General features: G+C 62.0%; 11 protein-coding genes. 6 read left to right on the forward strand and 5 right to left on the reverse strand.

Annotated features, from left to right (window positions below; genetic code table 11):
* Positions 1-58 precede the first annotated feature (58 nt).
* On the forward strand, positions 59-757 hold the full coding sequence (locus K288_RS52760) for a hypothetical protein (protein WP_152535748.1): 699 nt from the start codon (positions 59-61) through the stop codon (positions 755-757).
* A 347-nt stretch (positions 758-1,104) separates the two neighbouring features.
* Here K288_RS52760 and K288_RS54940 read toward each other — a convergent pair whose 3' ends face one another.
* Positions 1,105-2,022 (reverse strand): hypothetical protein, encoded by a 918-nt coding sequence (locus K288_RS54940; protein WP_244443305.1) that lies wholly within the window; start codon positions 2,020-2,022, stop codon positions 1,105-1,107.
* 51 nt (positions 2,023-2,073) lie between these two features.
* Positions 2,074-3,456 (reverse strand): GTPase HflX, encoded by a 1,383-nt coding sequence (hflX, locus tag K288_RS0130235; RefSeq protein WP_027582920.1) that lies wholly within the window; start codon positions 3,454-3,456, stop codon positions 2,074-2,076.
* Positions 3,457-3,996: 540 nt separating this feature from the next.
* On the opposite strand from hflX, the gene K288_RS0130240 reads away from it, so the two are divergent.
* Entirely contained in the window at positions 3,997-4,869 is an 873-nt protein-coding gene (locus K288_RS0130240; protein WP_027582921.1) for a tetratricopeptide repeat protein, read from the forward strand.
* A gap of 137 nt (positions 4,870-5,006) precedes the next feature.
* On the opposite strand, the gene K288_RS0130245 is transcribed toward K288_RS0130240, so the two are convergent.
* Entirely contained in the window at positions 5,007-5,207 is a 201-nt protein-coding gene (locus K288_RS0130245) for a hypothetical protein (protein ID WP_027582922.1), read from the reverse strand.
* Positions 5,208-5,539: 332 nt separating this feature from the next.
* Here K288_RS0130245 and K288_RS0130250 point away from each other — a divergent pair, with 332 nt between their 5' ends.
* Positions 5,540-7,321: a CYTH and CHAD domain-containing protein gene (locus tag K288_RS0130250; RefSeq protein WP_027582923.1), complete on the forward strand. Its 1,782-nt coding sequence runs from the start codon at positions 5,540-5,542 to the stop codon at positions 7,319-7,321.
* Between the two features lie 121 nt (positions 7,322-7,442).
* On the opposite strand, the gene K288_RS46985 is transcribed toward K288_RS0130250, so the two are convergent.
* Positions 7,443-11,177 carry an AsmA-like C-terminal region-containing protein gene (locus K288_RS46985; protein ID WP_043161124.1) on the reverse strand — a complete coding sequence of 1,245 codons (3,735 nt, stop codon included), beginning with the start codon at positions 11,175-11,177 and terminating at the stop codon, positions 7,443-7,445.
* 240 nt (positions 11,178-11,417) lie between these two features.
* Here K288_RS46985 and K288_RS50975 point away from each other — a divergent pair, with 240 nt between their 5' ends.
* Positions 11,418-12,128: a peroxiredoxin gene (locus K288_RS50975; protein ID WP_084799789.1), complete on the forward strand. Its 711-nt coding sequence runs from the start codon at positions 11,418-11,420 to the stop codon at positions 12,126-12,128.
* A gap of 99 nt (positions 12,129-12,227) precedes the next feature.
* Positions 12,228-13,586 carry a M23 family metallopeptidase gene (locus tag K288_RS0130265; protein ID WP_027582925.1) on the forward strand — a complete coding sequence of 453 codons (1,359 nt, stop codon included), beginning with the start codon at positions 12,228-12,230 and terminating at the stop codon, positions 13,584-13,586.
* A gap of 4 nt (positions 13,587-13,590) precedes the next feature.
* Here K288_RS0130265 and K288_RS0130270 read toward each other — a convergent pair whose 3' ends face one another.
* Entirely contained in the window at positions 13,591-14,775 is a 1,185-nt protein-coding gene (locus K288_RS0130270) for an ABC transporter substrate-binding protein (RefSeq protein WP_244443306.1), read from the reverse strand.
* Positions 14,776-15,065: 290 nt separating this feature from the next.
* Here K288_RS0130270 and K288_RS0130275 point away from each other — a divergent pair, with 290 nt between their 5' ends.
* On the forward strand, positions 15,066-17,135 hold the full coding sequence (locus K288_RS0130275) for a carbamoyltransferase C-terminal domain-containing protein (protein ID WP_084799795.1): 2,070 nt from the start codon (positions 15,066-15,068) through the stop codon (positions 17,133-17,135).
* Positions 17,136-17,153: the final 18 nt, after the last annotated feature.

The following is a 17,153-nucleotide window of genomic DNA, read 5'->3' on the forward strand; positions in this document are numbered from 1 at the left end:
GTTGTTGGGACTATTCCTATGTTACTCAGGAAGTTCCTGGGCACAGGACTGTGCCGTTGTGAGCACCGTTTTGAACAGCGATGAGTTCTTTACAAATGAATATTCTGGCCGTGTCGCCTGGCTGAGGGAGGGCGAAGGAAGCGCAACTTATTACCTGCTCAACGATTGCACCAAGTTACATGTTGATCGAGCCGAGATTCTATATTTCGTCGTCAACGCCGTCTTCAAACCACAGCCCGGCGATGGGACTGCATCGTTTGTCGCCCTGCAAGTGGCTAGACTTCAAACGCAGAGGCAAGCCGCATTAGAAGCCACCATCGAACGCAAGGGCACCTGGTGCCGAAAACCAAATCAGCAAAATGCTTGTGATGATCCTGTCGAACAAAAAGGCTTCAATCAAACGGCAATGCCGAACATAACCGCGAAGAAGTTTTTTGACTTGCACACAACAAGTCCCTTCGACGACTCGGCTATCGCTACGCGAGGGCTATATTGGCATAATACTCCAATCGGGGGAGTAGTACCGTCCAATGCGCGGCCGGAAACATACTCATGGGCTTTGGATACGTTCGCGGAGTATCCTGATCGTACCTTGCTTTCCAACAGACTATACAGGTTCGAATTCGCTCCCAATGGAGACAATGAGGTTCCTTTTGATATCCGCATTCGAGGAACACAGGCGGTGAGTTTTAGGATAAAATCTCCAATCTGGGGTGAAGAGACATACCAATACGACCTGCAAATTCGGCGAAGGTAGCACGAACATTGCACAGCAACTGACGCCACGGGATCATTAAGCGCACGTAGCACGGCGCATGCGTCTTGCCCTCGGACCTATCAGGACCCCGAAATTGGCGGAACGTGCAATCATCCGCATATGACGCGCTTATGAAGCGCGATGCTAACTCGTCTCGATTTCCTATCAACCCGAGCACATGATCCGGCATCGGCTGTTACCAGCCGAGGTGGCCGAGACGCGCCGTATCTATCTCAAGACGACTCCGGGCGGCTACCGCATTGTCGAAGCGCGCGAGAGCACGTGTGATCCGAAAGGGCTCACCTACTATGGTTGATCAGGATTCGATTCCATCCCGGAAATGGATATCAGGCGCGACCGGTTCGCCCAGGATCAGGCGTTCCGCCCTGGCCATCGATAGTGATGCGCCGGACGACGTCGCCGACATCTACAATCAGGCTGGCGACCACTACGTCTCTTATGCCGATGGTGATCCTTCGCAGCCATTTGTCTTCGACGGAGTGCATGCCTATGCGGATCGGTGCGTCTGGTCCGTGTTGGAAACAAAACTGGTGGACCTGCGGGCTTCCGGCGCGAGATCGGTCAGGTTTCTTGATGCCGGCTGCGGGCCCGGCACATGGCTGCGGCGACTGGTCATGCGCGCCCACGCGCTCGGGTTCGACAGCATCACTGCGCGCGGATTCGACATTGCGCAGGCACAGATCCAGCGCGCCCGCCTGGCGGCTCGAAATCTTACCAGCCTCCCCGGCGTCAGCCTCACATTCGACGTCGCAGACCTTTCGGACCGGTTGCCGGAACCCGATGGCTCGGTCGATGTCACCCTTTGCCTGTACAGCGCGCTCAGTCATCTGCCCGTTGAAAGGCTGACGGATATCGCGACAGAGATCGCGCGCGTGACGTCGGGACATTTCGTAACGACCGTGCGTCCGATCGGCAGCACGCCAACGGCCTTCGTGGAATCGGTAGAGAACGTCCGCCGCTTGAGACATGATCACGTCAAGGACCACTGTGAAATCGACCTTAGCGACGGTCGGCATATGGCGTTCGGCTTTCACCTGTTCACAGCGATCGAATTGCGAAGCCTTTTCGCGGGGAATTTCGAGATCGAGGATCTGCGAGGTCTCGACCTGTTTCACAGCCGGTTCATGCCAGATGCGCGGTGGAATCCAGTGTCGCAGGCGGACCATCGTCATCTCGCCGATGAACTCGACCGGCTTGAGAAGGCGCATGCCGCGAGCACCGAGTTCATGGATCGCGCCACCCATCTCCTGCTCGTGGCGCGCAGCCGGCGAACCATCGCGCGTTCGAAGTGAGCCTCAGGATGCCGAAAGGGTCCTTCGCAGGCGCGCGATTGCGCCGGCGACCCCACGCACCTTTATGATCCGACCCGTGGCGTCGTAGTTCTCCGACAGCACGTGCACGTGCCCATACACTTCGCTGAGCAGCCGCTGTTTCGCATAGGGCACCACGAATTCCTCCTCGACCATTGCAGCCTCGAAAAACGCGATGATGGTCTCGCGCAGTGCCGCCACATCTGCCGGCGACTTTGCGGAGAGGAAAATCGCGCCGGGGTGCTTGGCGCGGAGCGTGGCACGATCCGCCTCGCCCACGCGATCGATCTTGTTCAGGAGCAGGCGCGAAGGTACGACCTCCGCGCCGATCTCGCGCAGCACGTTGCGGGTCACCTCGAGTTGCGACTCGCAGGTCGGATCGGACGCATCCACGACGAACAACAACAGCGATGCTTCCAGCGCTTCGGCAAGCGTGGACCGGAACGACGCCACGAGGTCATGCGGCAACTTCTTGATGAAGCCCACTGTATCCGAGACCAGTATGCGAGGGGTCGTTTCCGGCTGCAGAGCGCGCACCGTCGTATCAAGCGTCGCGAACAGCTTGTCCGCGACCAGGACCTCGCTGCCCGTGAGGGCCTGCATGAGCGACGACTTCCCTGCGTTCGTATACCCGACCAGCGCGGCCCGAAGCTGATCGCGACGCGCGGCGCGACGTTGGTCGCTATCCCGCTGAATAGCCGCCAGTTGCTCCTTCAGCTCGGCGAGACGGTCGCGGATCTTGCGTTGCTCGACTTCGAGATCGGATTCGCCCGCGCCGTAGCCCTGCCGCCGCTCGCCACCCGTCGACGATTCCCGCAGGCGTGGCGCGATGTACTTCAACCGCGCCATCTCGACCTGCAACTTCGCCTCCCGGCTATGTGCATGGCGATGGAAAATCTCCACGATCACCCCGGTCCGATCCAGTACCTCCGCGCCGGTTGCTCGTTCAATGTTGCGCGTCTGGTTCGGCGAGATGTCGTGATCGACGATCACGTATTCCGGCTTCGGTGGCGTCGCCAAATCAGGCTCGGTTTGCCCGGCACTCGGCTTCCTCCCATCGGCATCTTCGAAGCGCTCGCGGGCCCTTGACTTCCGGGCATGAGCCATCGATCCGACAACACCGGTCCCGCCAGTCATCGCCGCGAGCTCTTCAAGTTTCCCCTTGCCCATCACTGTCGCGCCGTCGAGTTCATCGCGCTTCTGCGATATCGCGCCGACAACTTCGTAACCGAGCGTCTTCACCAGGCGGCCCAACTCCTCAAGGCTCGCGGCATGCGCGTGGTCGTCGATGCCCGGGAGCTGGACGCCGACCAGGATCGCGCTCGGGATGCGCTCTTCAGCGGAGCGGCTTTCTCCAGTCTTTGCCATTGGCTTTGTCCTGTGCGTGAGGCGCTCAGCAGACCGCTGATCGCCTGGTATCTCGCGGAAGTCGCGCCCATGCGTTGCGCGCGGACGGGTCGCTATCGCGAAGCCTGTCTGCTGGCGCTGCGTTCAAGACAATCCCGGGGAGCTGAAGATCGATGTCTGATGTGACGATCTTCACACGCCGAACCGGCGCCCCGTGCGATCGAACAGCGATCACATTGGAGCGGCATGACATGACACTGTCTCACTCGGAAAACAGACGTGGACGCAGCGTCCGCAACATAGGCGAAGCGGCATATACAAACGAGACGGACCAAAGAGCTTCAATATAATGGCCGCATGAATAAGCCCCTGCGATCGTCATCGCGCCCATGCAGGCCGAACAGCGGCCGGGCCCAATTAGCGTTAGCAGAAATGCGGAAAGATGTTACTCGCTCAACGATTGTTTAACCGCAATCAGTATTCCGGTTGCATTATTAGCCAAGACCTATTGTCGATTGCATCAAATTCGGGCAAGAGCGATTTCTCGGCCCGGAGAAGCAAATGAAGATAGGCTTGGCACTGAGGCGAGTCTTGCGCGGGATTGCTTTCCTGTCCGTGCTCTGGCCTTTCTGTTCTGCGGCGATTGCGTCCAACGCCCAGACTTACCAGACAGCCGCTGCCGTTGCCGTAAGCAAGCTGGACTTTGAGCGAGCCATTCAAATTTACTCCAAAGGGCTCGAACAGCAATTCGGTCTCAAAGACCAGGCGGAGCTGCTGCGAATGAGGGGTGTTACCGCTCAGCTGGCAAAAAGGTGGGATCAAGCCGAAGCGGATTTCACCGCGGTCGTTGAAATGGTCGGCTCTACCGATCGACGCGCTTACAGCGAGCGCGGCTTTTTCTATCACAACCAAAGTCGCTTTGAGCTTGCATTGGCCGACTACACCGCCGGGGCAAAGCTGTTTCCTGATGACGGGACTTTCCCCAATGGCCAGGGACTGGCGCTAATGGAACAGGGCCAATTCGAGGAAGCAATCCGTCGGTTTGACGAAGCGATAAAGCTTGATCCGACATCAGGCGTATTCATGCTTGGACGCGCCGAGGCCTATAATCGTTCGGACCAACCGCAAGCCGCGCTGGAGGATTACGATAAGGCGCTGGCACTCGGGCATCTCACGCGAAACGATACGTATCGACTTCGGGTTGGCGTTGGAGCCGCACATCTCAAACTGAAGAATGAGAAGGCCGCGATCGAAAGCTTGGACAAGGCTGTCGAACTCGTCCCCAACTCCCCTACTGCCTTGAGGTATCGAGGGCTGGCCCATGAACGCGCAGGCGAGATTGATGGTGCGTATCGCGACTATGAAGCGGTCTTAAGACTGAAGCCCGGCGACGAATTCGCCGTGAAGCGGCTGCAAAAGCTGCGCGCGAAGTAGGAATCAACGACGTCTCATCTGCAACTTGCCGCAGCAAGTTACTTGGATGCGGCCGCCCGAGCGATGTGAGAACTCGGGGCCGGCCCCGGACGTCAGTACCTCCGCAAGACTTGGTCTCCTCCAGATAGCGGCGTCACTCAGCCTTTGGCGGGCTTCCTGCGCACCACAATGATTGGAACATGCGGCGTGGTGCTGATCACGATCTGGGGTTCACCGTCGGATGCGTGGCTTCTTAGCGTCTCCAACACCAGAAAAAACTTCTCGGCAAGCATAGCGTAAACCTCGCTGACCTTTGTATTTCCGGATTTCAACGAGTCGAAATTGGCAAGGCAATTCAATCACTCGCCTCTGACCGCGGCAAATGGATTCGCGCAGCAGCGTCAGGCTTTTGGGGGTTTTCCTCGCTTTGCAGTCTGTGCCGCCGAGCGCTGCGAGCTGGATCCAGCAGGATCCGGCGGTTGCAGCCTCGACTTTGCCAATGCATCTTCCTGGACGCACTGATCGGTCGGCTTCCGCGAAAGGACCGGATTGAAACCTTCCAGGGGCGAGGCGACGGCCTGACTTGGCTCATCCAAACGGATGAGCTCTCCGCTAGATTGATGTCGTTCTTCCTTTCGGATCGCGTTGCTCTATGTTATCGGATCGTCATCCAACTGTCACACAATCGTACATGCCAGAAGCCGACACGCCTAAGCCCACCCGGGAAAGCGCACGCGCCGTGCACGGGGTCGATGGTGCCCCTCCCCCACAGGACAACAAAAGACCGGAAGACGCTGTTGCCTCCAGGCAACACGGCGTCGCGGAACTCCGCTCGCAAGAACCGCCTGTGCTTCCTGAGGCTCAGCTTCATGAGGCGCAGCATCAAGGCGATGAGGTCACAGCAGAAATCCCTGCGCAAAACGGTGCCACGCCTCCCGGCAGCGAGATCGAACTCAAGCTTCTTGTTGACGCCGATCGCATGGCGGATTTCAACGCCGCTCCAATCATCGCGACGAATGCACGCAACAAGGGCACGCGAAAGCACCTCAAGTCCGTCTACTACGATACACCCGAGCGGACGCTGAGACGAAACGGATTGAGCTTGCGGGTTCGCCAGACCGGCGCGCGATTCGTACAGACCGTGAAAGCCGAATTCACAGACGATCCGCTGCGGCGTGGCGAGTGGGAGGCGAACGTCCCATCGATTTTGCCCGATGTCGACCTGGCGATGCCCTTCATCGCGCCCAAGCTTCGCGCGGACCTTAAACGTCATCAGCTCGAGGCGGTCTTCACCGCCGATATCCACCGGCACGCGCGAATCGTTGAGCTTCCATCCGGAACGATCGAGGTCGCTTTCGACCAGGGATCGCTGAAGTCAGGCGATCAATCGATGCCTGTGAGCGAGATCGAGTTGGAGCTCAAGGCTGGAAGCGCCAGCGCAATTTACGATCTCGCGCTTCGGCTCGCGGACTATGGGTCCGTGCGACCGACAATCCGCAGCAAGTCGGCGCGCGGCTTCGAGCTTGCCGCCAACGCGTCCCCGGCCCTGCGGAAACCGCGAAAACTTCGCCTCGACCCGTCCATATCCCTCGATGAAGCCTTCGCGAAGATCCTGCGCTCCTGCCTCCACCATCTCCTTGGATCTCTGGCGGCGGCCGAGGACGGTCGTGATCCCGAGGGGGTTCATCAGCTTCGGGTGTCGCTGCGTCGCCTTCGCGCGGCCCTGGACTTAATGCGATCCGTTGGGCCGTTGAGCAATCTCGACTCGTTCCGGTCGGAAGCAAGATGGCTGGCACGAAACCTTTCCGCTGCCCGTGATTGGGACATGTTTCAGCGGGGGACGCTGCCAACCATCGCGCAGGCCTGTCCCTCGGTCGCCGGCTTTGATGTCCTTGAACAGGTCGCAGAGAAGCGCCGGTCAGCCGCCTACCAGAAGGTCCGTCTCGCGCTGGCTGACCGCCGATGTTCAGCTTTCCTGATCGGCCTCGGCGGCTGGATTGAGGCCAGGGGGTGGCGCAGCGACGTCGCTCCCGAAGATCTCGGACGGCTGGTCGAGCCCGCCATTAACTTCGCCGGACGCATCCTGTCGGACCAGTATGCGAGAGTGCTCAAACGCGGCCGCCGCTTCAAGTCGCTTCCGGCGGAAAAGCTGCACCGATTGAGGCTCGCTGCGAAGCGACTGCGCTACGTCGCCGACTTCCTGTTACCGCTGTATGGAGAGCGAAAGTCCGTCAGGCGGTTCTCTCGCAAGCTGGCCGACCTGCAGGAGGAACTTGGGTCCTTCAACGACATGGCGATCACAGACGGGCTTTTCGCCGAGCTCGGTGGCGAGCCCTCACAGAGCGGCACAGCGACGGCAGCGATCGCCGGCTGGCAGGCACATGCATCGATCGGCGTTGAGGCGCGCCTGCGAAACACGTGGCAGGACTTCAGGAAAACCAAGGCACCGTGGTTGAGGGCAGCTGAGGCGTGATCGGCGAGAGCCTTTTCGGTTCTGATGGAATCAGAACCGAAGCTCTAGATTCTTGTTTTGACGCGTTTTCTTCACGCGAACCGGTGTCCACTTCGCTCGAAAACGCTCTAAGCCGCCCCGCTCAATTGTTCGGCGGGAAATCGATCGAGTTGTTCTGCTTGCCGGTGTTGAACTCCATGATCTTCCGCGTCACGCCGGGAAAGATCGCCGAGATCGGATTGACGCGCAGCACCGGCTGCGCAGGCGTGCCCACGACCTCGTAAGTGACGCCGATCAGGCCCTCATTACTTCCGCCGCCGAGGACCAGGCCGATCACCGGCAGCTGGCCGAACATGTTGTTCAGGCCGTACATCGGCACAAAGGTGCCGCTCATGCGCACCTGGTTGGCGATGTTATCGATACTGCCTTCGATGGTCGCGCCGATCGCCGGCCCCTTCACGACGCCGTCGCGGATCGTGAGGATTCCACTCTGCCGCGTGAACTCGGCGCGCAGGGCGCTGAACGCGACGCCGCCCGACGAGCCGGGTGGGCCGCCGGCTGCGATGCGTTCGAGCTCGGGCTGACCTTTGACGGAGAAGTCGCGGATGTTGATCAGCCCTTCCTTGGGGCTCGGCTCCGCCGACGGCGGCTCCATTGCCAGCGTGAGCTGACCGCCCACGATCTTGGAATAGAAATCGGTGAAGCGGAAGAACGCGCCGGCGTCGTTGGTTTGCAGATAGGCCACCTCGCGGCCCTGCTGGCGGCCGCGCAGCTCGGCGGTGACAGGCGTGTCGCGCCCGATCTTGCCCGCCAGAGCAAGACTCTTGATGGCACCGTTGCGCTTGGACACCTTCGCATCGACGCTGCGCAGCGCTTCGCCATTGAAGCCGGCAACCGCACCGAGCTTGAGGTCGATGTCGTAATCGATGTTCTTGATCTTGTTCTTGGGATCATCGCGGCCCGAGATCGCCGTGCGCAGGAAGCCGCGGCCATCGAACACGTCACCGCGCATGGAGACCTTCAAGACGCCGTCGGGACTGCGGTCCGCGCGCAGCGTCGTCTTGTCGCCTTCCGAGGGCGAATAGGTCGGGAAGTTGGCATTCATGAGATCGCCGTTCTGGTCGACTTCCACCGATCCCTTGATCGAGGCGCCGGCGCCGTCGACGACGATGTCCTCAAAGCGCGTCGATTGCGGCTTCTGCACCACGTTGAAGGTGAGCTTGCCCGACTTGCCTGATGATTTGACCCAGCCGGGCAGGATGTTGTCGATCCTGAGCGGGGTGAGATCGGCCTCGACGCCGAGCTTGCTGTCGTGATCGCTGCTGCTCGCGATCTTGCCGACCACCTTGACGGGGATCGCGCCGCTCACCTGGGATCCGAGATCGAGCCCGAGCCGCGCGCGGCCAGCATCGTCGAGCGTCGACTGCAGTCTGATGTCGGCGTCGCCCTCGCTTGGCTTGCGGTAATCCAGCGAGGCCGGGTGCCCGCCGATCTTGACGTCACCCTTGACCTGATAGCCCGCGTTGTTGGCGACGACCTTCAGCGCGCTGGCCTCGAGCTTCTGGTTCATCACCAGTTTGTCGATCGCGACGCCGCCGAGATCGGCGGTGACGGCGTAGGTCGTGTCCTCCTTGGTCAGCGCGCCCTTGACCGGCAGGCCAAGGTTGATCGTGGCCGAGACCGTCCCCTTGCTCACATTGGGATCGACAAACGTCGTCCCCGAGACATCGCTGAGGCGGTCGGAGGCAAGGATTTCGGCGGCGGCCGGGAGCGGACAATCGACGCGGAATTTGATCTTCGCCGGCGAGGGTTTTGGCACCAGGTCGGGGACTTCGAAGGAGAAGTCCGACAGCGTGATCTTGCGGCCGCCCGGCGTGTCGGCGATGCCCTGGGCGATGTTGACGGTGGCGGTGCGGCCGGTCACCCGCGCCCGCAAATCCGCGTCATGCACCACGGGCATCTCGTCCACCGGACGCACTGTCACGCCGCTCGCGATGATGTTGACGGCAAGCCCTTCATCCGGGATCGGAGGCCCCTTGCGCGACAGGTTGCGCACCGGCGAGTTGACGCCGACCTCGATGCGCTGGAGCGTGCCGCGCTCGATCCGCTCGATCACCCATTCGCGCAGCTCGGGCACAACCAGGGCCGGCCAGATCCGCTTCAGCGCCGAGGCTGACATCGGCGTTCCCGCAAAACCGAGCTGCAGCCGCGGCTCGCCGGAATAGTCGATGCTCCCGGTGCCGGCGATGCCGATCTCGCCATTGCTGATATCGGCCTGCGTCAGCACCACGCGCTTCTTGTCGGTGTCGAAACGGAAGCCGACCGCGATGCGGTTGAAGATCAGCGGCTGCTCGTTGTCGATGCCTGCGAGCAGGATGGTGCCGCCGCTCAGGCCGAGCTGCCAGTCGTTGATATCGTCGTTCGGCGGTTCGAGATGGGCGAGCAGCGTGACCCGGTTGGCACCGGAAACAATCTTGAACGGCGCCAGCAGCACGCGGCGTCCGGCGTCCCATTCGAGACTCACTTCCGCCGAATCGATCGCCATCGGATAGTCGGGTGTATCGGTGTCGATCAGATTGCCGGCGCCAGCCGTGATCTTGCCACGGAAATAGGTCGGCAGGCCGTCGCGGCCCAGTTCACCCTTCAGTTCGGCGGATATCGGCAGCTCCGCATTGTAGGTGAGGTCCTTCACCCTGAGCGCGAGCAGGATGTTGGCGGATGGCAGCTTGTCGGCGCGGAAGTCGACCGAGCGCACGCCATCCATGAGCGGGCCGACCGCAACGCGCAGCGACCACGGATGGGCACCCTCTTCACCGACGCTCAGCGCCACGCCGCCGCCGCTCGGGCGCCGCAGGCTCAGGCTGATATTCTCGAAGGTCCATTTGCTGCCGCGCTGCTGATCGTCGACGATCAGGTTGCCGTTCTTCAGGCCGATCTCGTTCAGGTTCTGCCCGTCAAGGCCGGTCATGCTGAGGCTGTCGAGCCAATCGAGGCCGGCGAGCAAGCCGCTCTGCGTGCTCTCAGCCGGCGCCGGGATGCTGACGGACGGCGACGAAGGCGGTGATAGCGGAGGCGGCGGCGGGGTCACCGGCCGCGGAAATGTCGGCGGCAGGCCCGCCTCATGCTTGGAAGCGACGCCGGTCGCCAGCGGCTTGGCGGTATCACCGGCGGAAACGGTCACATAGCCGTCCGGCGTGATCCGGATCGCGAGCTCGGCATCGACGAGGTTGAGGCTTTCGGCCCGGAGCTGGCCCATCAGGAGCGCAGTGCCGGACAGCTTCACCTCGGCCTTCGGCGCGCTCGCAACGATCGCATGGTCGCGGTCGCGCACGATGATGTCGCGGATGCGCACGGCGATTCGAATCCGGCCGGCGCGCTCGATCTGGGTGCCGCCGACCTCGACCGTGTTGCCGTGGCCGATATTGTCCTCGATCGCAGTCGCGAGCCACGGCGTCGCCATGTCGAGATTGATCGGCCCTGCCCCGAGCCGCCACCACAAGGCGCCAAAGCAGCCGATGAAGATCACCGCCAGCACGCCCAGCACCAGGCCGATGCGCTTGACCCAGCGCCCGCCGCGCGCCCATCGCCGCGTGGCGCCGACGAAATCGCCGATCCGGTGCATGCCGGAATCCGAGCCGGACAACAGCCGCCGCGCGCGATGGCCGGCCGCCTCGTCATGCTCATCCCAGCCGATCTCGTCCCAATCGCAGTCAGGGGCGTCGGCACGCGGATTCGGGCTGTGGCCTTGGAGCGATCCTTGGGAGCGCGATCCTTTGGACGACGTATTCCTTGCCATTGCCTCTCGGTGCAGGCGTTGAGGGTGATCTCCGCCCAAGGCGCGCCCATCGATCTGTATCGAGCGCTCCTGTGCCGGCATCGCTGCCAATCCTCGTTTAATACTGTTAGTCGCCGTCAGCCCCAAGTGAACATTCGGTAGAACATTCGAGCAAACTTTCGAAGGCCGATGCGGCGAGCGGACTGATGACGCGTCGAAATCCTTGTGACCATACTCCGCCGCCATCACACTTGCCCAGCAGGCGGCGCGAATACGATCGCCGGGGACAAGACCCGCACTAATACAATTGTTGAGCCGCGGAAAGCGACGAAAGGAAGGCGTATGTCCAAGAAAACGCGCAAGAAATCCTCCAAGACCCCGGCCAAATCGTCACCGGCCAAATCGACTCGGGCCAAGGCGGTCCGCAGCAAGGCCGTCGCGTCGGTCAAGCCGCCCGCGGCAAAGGCGCGCAAGGCGGTCGCAAAGAAATCCAGCAAGGCGGCTAAGGCTAAAGCCGCAGCCACCAAACCCTCCCACAAGGCCGCATCGAAATCGTTAAAATCCGCTGTATCGGCCGCGACCAAATCGACCACGCTGGTCGAGGGCGCCAAGGCGCCGGACTTCCGCCTGCCCCGCGACGGAGGAAGTGAGGTCTCACTCACCGATTTCGCAGGCAAGAAGCTGGTGCTGTTCTTCTACCCGCGGGCCGACACGCCGGGCTGCACCAAAGAGGCGATCGATTTCACCCGGCTGAAGGATGCCTTTGCCGAGAGCGGCACTGAGATTCTCGGCGTCTCCGGCGACACGGTGAAGGCGCAGGAATCGTTCAGGAGCAAGCATCAGCTCAGCGTTCCCTTAGGTTCGGATGAGCAGCACGAGATGCTGGAGGCCTATGGCGCCTGGGGTGAGAAGTCCATGTATGGCAGGACTTTCCTTGGCATTCTTCGCACCACGGTTTTGGTCGATGCCCACGGCCGGATCGCAAGGATCTGGCGCAACGTGCGGGTCGACGGCCATGCCGACGAGGTCCTGGCCGCCACCCGGTCGCTCTGACCCATCGGGTTCCGTTTCCGGAAAATTAACCATGACCGGCTCAAATCGACCGCGAATTGAGGCCGTACGGAACTTGATCCGACCGGCGCGGGAGTGCCGATGTCCTATCGTTCCGGTCACCATTTCGACCCTCACCAGCAGCACCATCATCCACGAGAGCACGGGCGGACCTCTCCTCGCCGCCCCACCTCCCATGGGGCGGCAGCACGGGCGCAGGCGGCGGACGGCTATACCCTCGTCCATGCGGGCAAGCAGGTCCGCATTGGCCCTGTCCTGTTCTGGGCTGCGGTCGGCTCGGTGGTCCTGCTCGGCATATGGTCGGCGGCAACCGCGACCTATTTTGCGTTCCGCGACGACGTCCTGACCCGGCTGCTTGCCCGCCAGGCCGAGATGCAATTCGCCTATGAGGACCGGATCACCGATTTACGCGCCAAGGTCGACCGCACCACCAGCCGGCAGCTCCTGGACCAGGAGCAGTTCGACCAGAAGCTCGAGCAGATCATGCGACGGCAGACCGCGCTCGAAGCCCGCGCCACCGCGTTGGCCTCGATGCCGGATGTCGCAACGACCGGCTCGATCCGCCCGCCCGCGCGCAACGCCGCGCCCGAGTCGACCGCGACGCCAAAGCCGTCGCCGATCAGCGACACCGTGATCTTCGTGGCGCCGCCGGATCGTGAGGCGCGACTGGAATCCCGCGCCCCGATCAAGGCGGCGGCTCCGGTGAACCAGTTCGCCAAGCTGCAAGGTTTCGACAATGTCCTGGTCCGCCTGCAGACCTCGCTCGACCAGGTCGAGCGGCGCCAGATAGCGGCGCTGAGCTCAGCCGAGGAGACCATGGAATCGCGCGTGCGCCGGATGCGCGGCGTGATCACCGACCTCGGCCTCGACATGTCGCAGCTCGAAGCCGCGACCCCGCGCGCGGCGATCGGCGGTCCCTTCGTGCCCGTCAAGCTGCCCGCCGACGCAGGCCCGTTCGAGCGGCAGCTCAACCGCATCAACATCACCCGCGCGCAGATGCAGCGCCTGAACGCGACGCTGGCACTGGTGCCCTACCGCAAGCCCGTGATCGGCGAAGTCGAGTTCACCTCGGGATTCGGCGTCCGCACCGACCCCTTCCTCGGCCGCCCTGCGATGCATACCGGCCTCGATTTCCGTGCCGCGATGGGCGATCCCGTCCGCGCCACCGCCAACGGCAAGGTGGTGTCATCAGGCTGGGCCGGCGGCTACGGCCGCATGGTCGAGATCGATCACGGCAACGGCCTCTCCACCCGCTACGGCCACCTGTCGGAGATCAACGTCAAGGTCGGTGAGACCATCAAGATCGGCCAGGTGATCGGCGCCGTCGGCTCGACCGGTCGTTCGACCGGCCCGCATCTCCACTACGAAACGCGCATCGACGGCGACGCAGTTGACCCGCAAAAATTCCTCCGCGCCGGCGTGCGCTTAAGCGCGGGCTGAGCGTTCATCGCGAGGCATTGTGGCCGACCTCGCCTGTGATCACATCACCGAACAGCTCCCAGGACTCACCGTTGAATCTCATCAGTTGCATCTGCTCGATCGGGAAATAGTCGTCCTGGGCAGTGTTGACCATGATGCCGGGCAGCATCAGGTCGGAGTGGAAATTCTTCAGGTTCGCAGCCTGCCTCATGACGTTTTCGCGCGTGAGGTTGTCACCGCATTGCTTTAAAACCTGGACCATCGCCTGCGCCTGCACGTAGCCATAAACGTTGTTCGCATTGGTCTTGTCGCCGTCAGGATAGTACCTGTCCATGAATGCCTGCCAGGTTTTCACGCCGGGATCGTCCTTCCACGTCGGATCGGTTGGATCCTTCAGATAGACCGTGGAGATGATATCTTTCGCGTATTGCAGGCCGGCCGGCTTCAACACGGATGCAACCGAGGTCGCGGTGTTGGCCAGGAAGAATTTCGGTTTCCAGCCGAGTTCGCCGACCTTGCGGATCGCCTGCGCCGAGCCCTTTGGTGCGGCCCAAGAGAAAAAGATGTCGGCACCCGAATCGTGCAATGCGACGATCTGGGAATCGACACTGGGATCGCTCACTTCATAGGATTTGTCAGCGATAATCATGCTCGCCTTGTCGCCGAGCCCATCCTTCAAGCCCTTGAACTGATCCTTGCCGGCGTCGTCGTTTTGCCAGAACACGGCGATCTTGCTGTTTGGAAAATGCTCGAGGATGTACTTGGCGTAGATCCTGCCTTCGCTCTGGTAGTTGGGCTGAAAGCCCATGGTCCATGGAAAATTCTTGGCGTCCCCGAATTTGGTGCCGCCGGACGCGACGAAAAGCTGCGGCACCTTCTTGGCATTCATGTATTTCATAATGGCCGAATTGGAGGGCGTGCCCAGCGGCTGGAAGATCAGGAGCACTTCGTCGCTTTCCACCAGCTTACGCGCCTGCTCGATCGCCTTTGGCGGACTATAGGCGTCGTCGTAGGAGATAAAATCGATCTTGCGTCCGTTGATGCCGCCCTCGGCATTGATCATCTTGAAATAGGCCGCTTCGGTCCTCCCGATCACGCCATAGGATGACGCAGGCCCGCTATAAGGCATGATGTTGCCGACCTTGATCTCCGTGTCACTGGCGCCGGGATCATATTTCTTCTCGGCGTTGGCCGCGGTCACGAGGATCATCGCGACAGCGAACACTGTCGGCGCCACAAGCTTCTGCATGCGAAGCAGCATTGTTTTCTCCCTTTTCAATCTTGTTTTTGTGCGAGTGTTGCAAGGCTTCGGCCACGCTGCAAGCACGCACTTATTCCGCGCGACGAAACAGCATTGTTGTGCAGCGCCAATTGTGGTTGATGCGGGCAATCGCACTGACAGAGGCGCTGCACTTGGAACCGAACACGCGAATTGGTCCGCGACATCGCCGGCTCGCCGCTACAGGTTTTCGCGCCGCGCGATGGCTGGCGGCGAAGACGATGGGAGCGGCCGGTTTCCATCAGCTCGGCTCCGAGTTTGCACAAGCGCGGATTGCCGCTGTGCGCGACAAGCTCGCGCGCGGCGAGACCGTTTATCTTGCAGGCCTCGGTGCTCCCGGCACGCACAATTCAGGCATCGCACTGGTCGAGGTGACCCAGCGTGACGGCCCGCGCCTGATCGTCAACAACGAGGAAGAACGCTTCTCCGGCAACAAGCACACCACGGAATATCCGGAAAAATCGATCGACGCCGTTGTCGCGACGCTACGAGGCATGGGACGAGATATCGGCGCGATCGACGCCTGGCTGACAGGCTGGGACTATCCGACGCTGGCCGGCACGCTGGCGCGTTCGGTGCTGGAAGAGCTGCCGCAAAGCCTGAAATTGCTTCGTGCCACAGAGGCCGCCGGCTTCGAGAGCCGCCGCCTCGAGCAGATGACGCGGACGCCAAAGATCCTCGCTCGCCAGCTCAAGCTTTCCGAGCGCGTGCCTTTGATCTGCCTCCCGCACCACGACAACCATGCCTGGTTCTCGTTTGCGGCTTCTCCGTTCAGAGATGACGACGAGCCAGTCGCCATCGCCGTGCTCGACGGCACCGGCGATCTCGGCTCGGTCTCGCTCTATGTCGTCGAGAAAGGCGCGATGCGCCAGCTCTACTGCAACGAGAGCATGTTCGATTCACTCGGTGCCTTCTACAGCGTGATCTCTTCGACGCAGGGCGGCTGGACCTGGCTGTCCTGCGAGGGACGCTACATGGGCGCAGCCGCCTGGGGCGACATGAGCCGATCGGGCAATCCCTATTATCGGCGGCTCCGTAAGGTGCTGCATCTCGGCGCTGACGGCGAAGTCTGGCTCAATCGCGCGATGGCGAACTGGTACGCCGACCCGTTCGAGAATCCCTACAAGGCCGCATTGACCGACATCCTCGGCGAACCGCTCAAGCCGGCTCAACTTTGGAATCCCGATGCGGTGCTGCGCGTCGAGGATATCAAGCACCGCCCCGACACGCAGGATCGACTCGACAAGGCCGCGGCGACTCAGCTCGTGTTCGAGGATGCGATGATCCACGTTGTGGATCATCTGTTGCGCCTGACCGGCGCCCGCCAGCTGGTGCTGACCGGCGGCGTTGCGCTCAACGCCGTCGGCAACATGCGGCTGGTCGAGCATTTCGACGAAAGCTGGTTTGCCAATGCGCAGGGCCGTCGCGCGCAGTTGCACCTGTGGGTGCCGCCGGTGCCCGGCGATCCCGGCGTCACCATCGGCGCCGCGTGGCTGTTCGCGCATCTCGCCGGCGCGCCGCGCGGTGCGCCGATGACGCATGCGTTCTATTGCGGCACGCCTGCGACCTCTGACGACATTGCGACCGCGCTGAAAGCGGACGACATCGCTTCAGAGCGGATCGGCGACATCTCGACGCCTGAGGGACGCGATGCCATCGCCGACCTGATGGCGTTCATGGTGGCGCAGAACGGCGTCATTGCGATCTATCAGGGCGCAGCCGAGACCGGTCCACGCGCGCTCGGCCATCGCTCGATCCTTGCCAACCCCTGCGATCCCGATACGCGAGAGCGATTGAATGAACGCGTGAAATATCGCGAGGCGATCCGCCCGCTGGCGCCGATGGCGACGCTGGAGGCCGCGCAACACTATTTCGAGCTGCTGCCCGGCGCCTCCGACGACGACTACAACGCCTATAACTACATGGTGCTCACGGCACGGTCGAAGCCGCACGCGCGCGACAAGATCCCCGCAGTCATCCACGCCGACGGCACCGGCCGCATCCAGATCGTGCGCGAAACGGACGATCCCCTCACCTACGCCTATCTCAAGGCGCTCGGCCTCCGTATCGGTGTCGAGCTGTCCGTCAACACGTCGTTCAATGTCGCAGGCCCGATCGCGCAGACGCCGAGCCAGGCCATCGACACGCTGCGCCGCTCCAAAGGGCTGGACGCCGTGATCATGGTCGCAAGCGATGGCACCGTATACGCCGCATGGCACGGCGGCGAACGCGATAGCGGACGGTTCACGGGATGGCTGTCGGAGTGGAAGAGCGCGCAGCCGGTTGCATGAGCAAGCCTAAACGGCGCT

It is taken from the genome of Bradyrhizobium sp. Ai1a-2 (genome assembly GCF_000426245.1).
GTDB lineage: Bacteria > Pseudomonadota > Alphaproteobacteria > Rhizobiales > Xanthobacteraceae > Bradyrhizobium.

Bases quoted from the DNA above. Each gene is read 5' to 3' on its own strand.
- K288_RS54940 (WP_244443305.1), bottom strand. From the start codon at position 2,022: ATGGGTGGCGCGATCCATGAACTCGGTGCTCGCGGCATGCGCCTTCTC.
- K288_RS0130240 (WP_027582921.1), top strand. From the start codon at position 3,997: ATGAAGATAGGCTTGGCACTGAGGCGAGTCTTGCGCGGGATTGCTTTC.
- K288_RS50975 (WP_084799789.1), top strand. From the start codon at position 11,418: ATGTCCAAGAAAACGCGCAAGAAATCCTCCAAGACCCCGGCCAAATCG.
- hflX (WP_027582920.1), bottom strand. From the start codon at position 3,456: ATGGCAAAGACTGGAGAAAGCCGCTCCGCTGAAGAGCGCATCCCGAGC.
- K288_RS46985 (WP_043161124.1), bottom strand. From the start codon at position 11,177: ATGCCGGCACAGGAGCGCTCGATACAGATCGATGGGCGCGCCTTGGGC.
- K288_RS0130265 (WP_027582925.1), top strand. From the start codon at position 12,228: ATGTCCTATCGTTCCGGTCACCATTTCGACCCTCACCAGCAGCACCAT.
- K288_RS0130270 (WP_244443306.1), bottom strand. From the start codon at position 14,775: ATGATCCTCGTGACCGCGGCCAACGCCGAGAAGAAATATGATCCCGGC.
- K288_RS0130275 (WP_084799795.1), top strand. From the start codon at position 15,066: ATGGGAGCGGCCGGTTTCCATCAGCTCGGCTCCGAGTTTGCACAAGCG.
- K288_RS0130250 (WP_027582923.1), top strand. From the start codon at position 5,540: ATGCCAGAAGCCGACACGCCTAAGCCCACCCGGGAAAGCGCACGCGCC.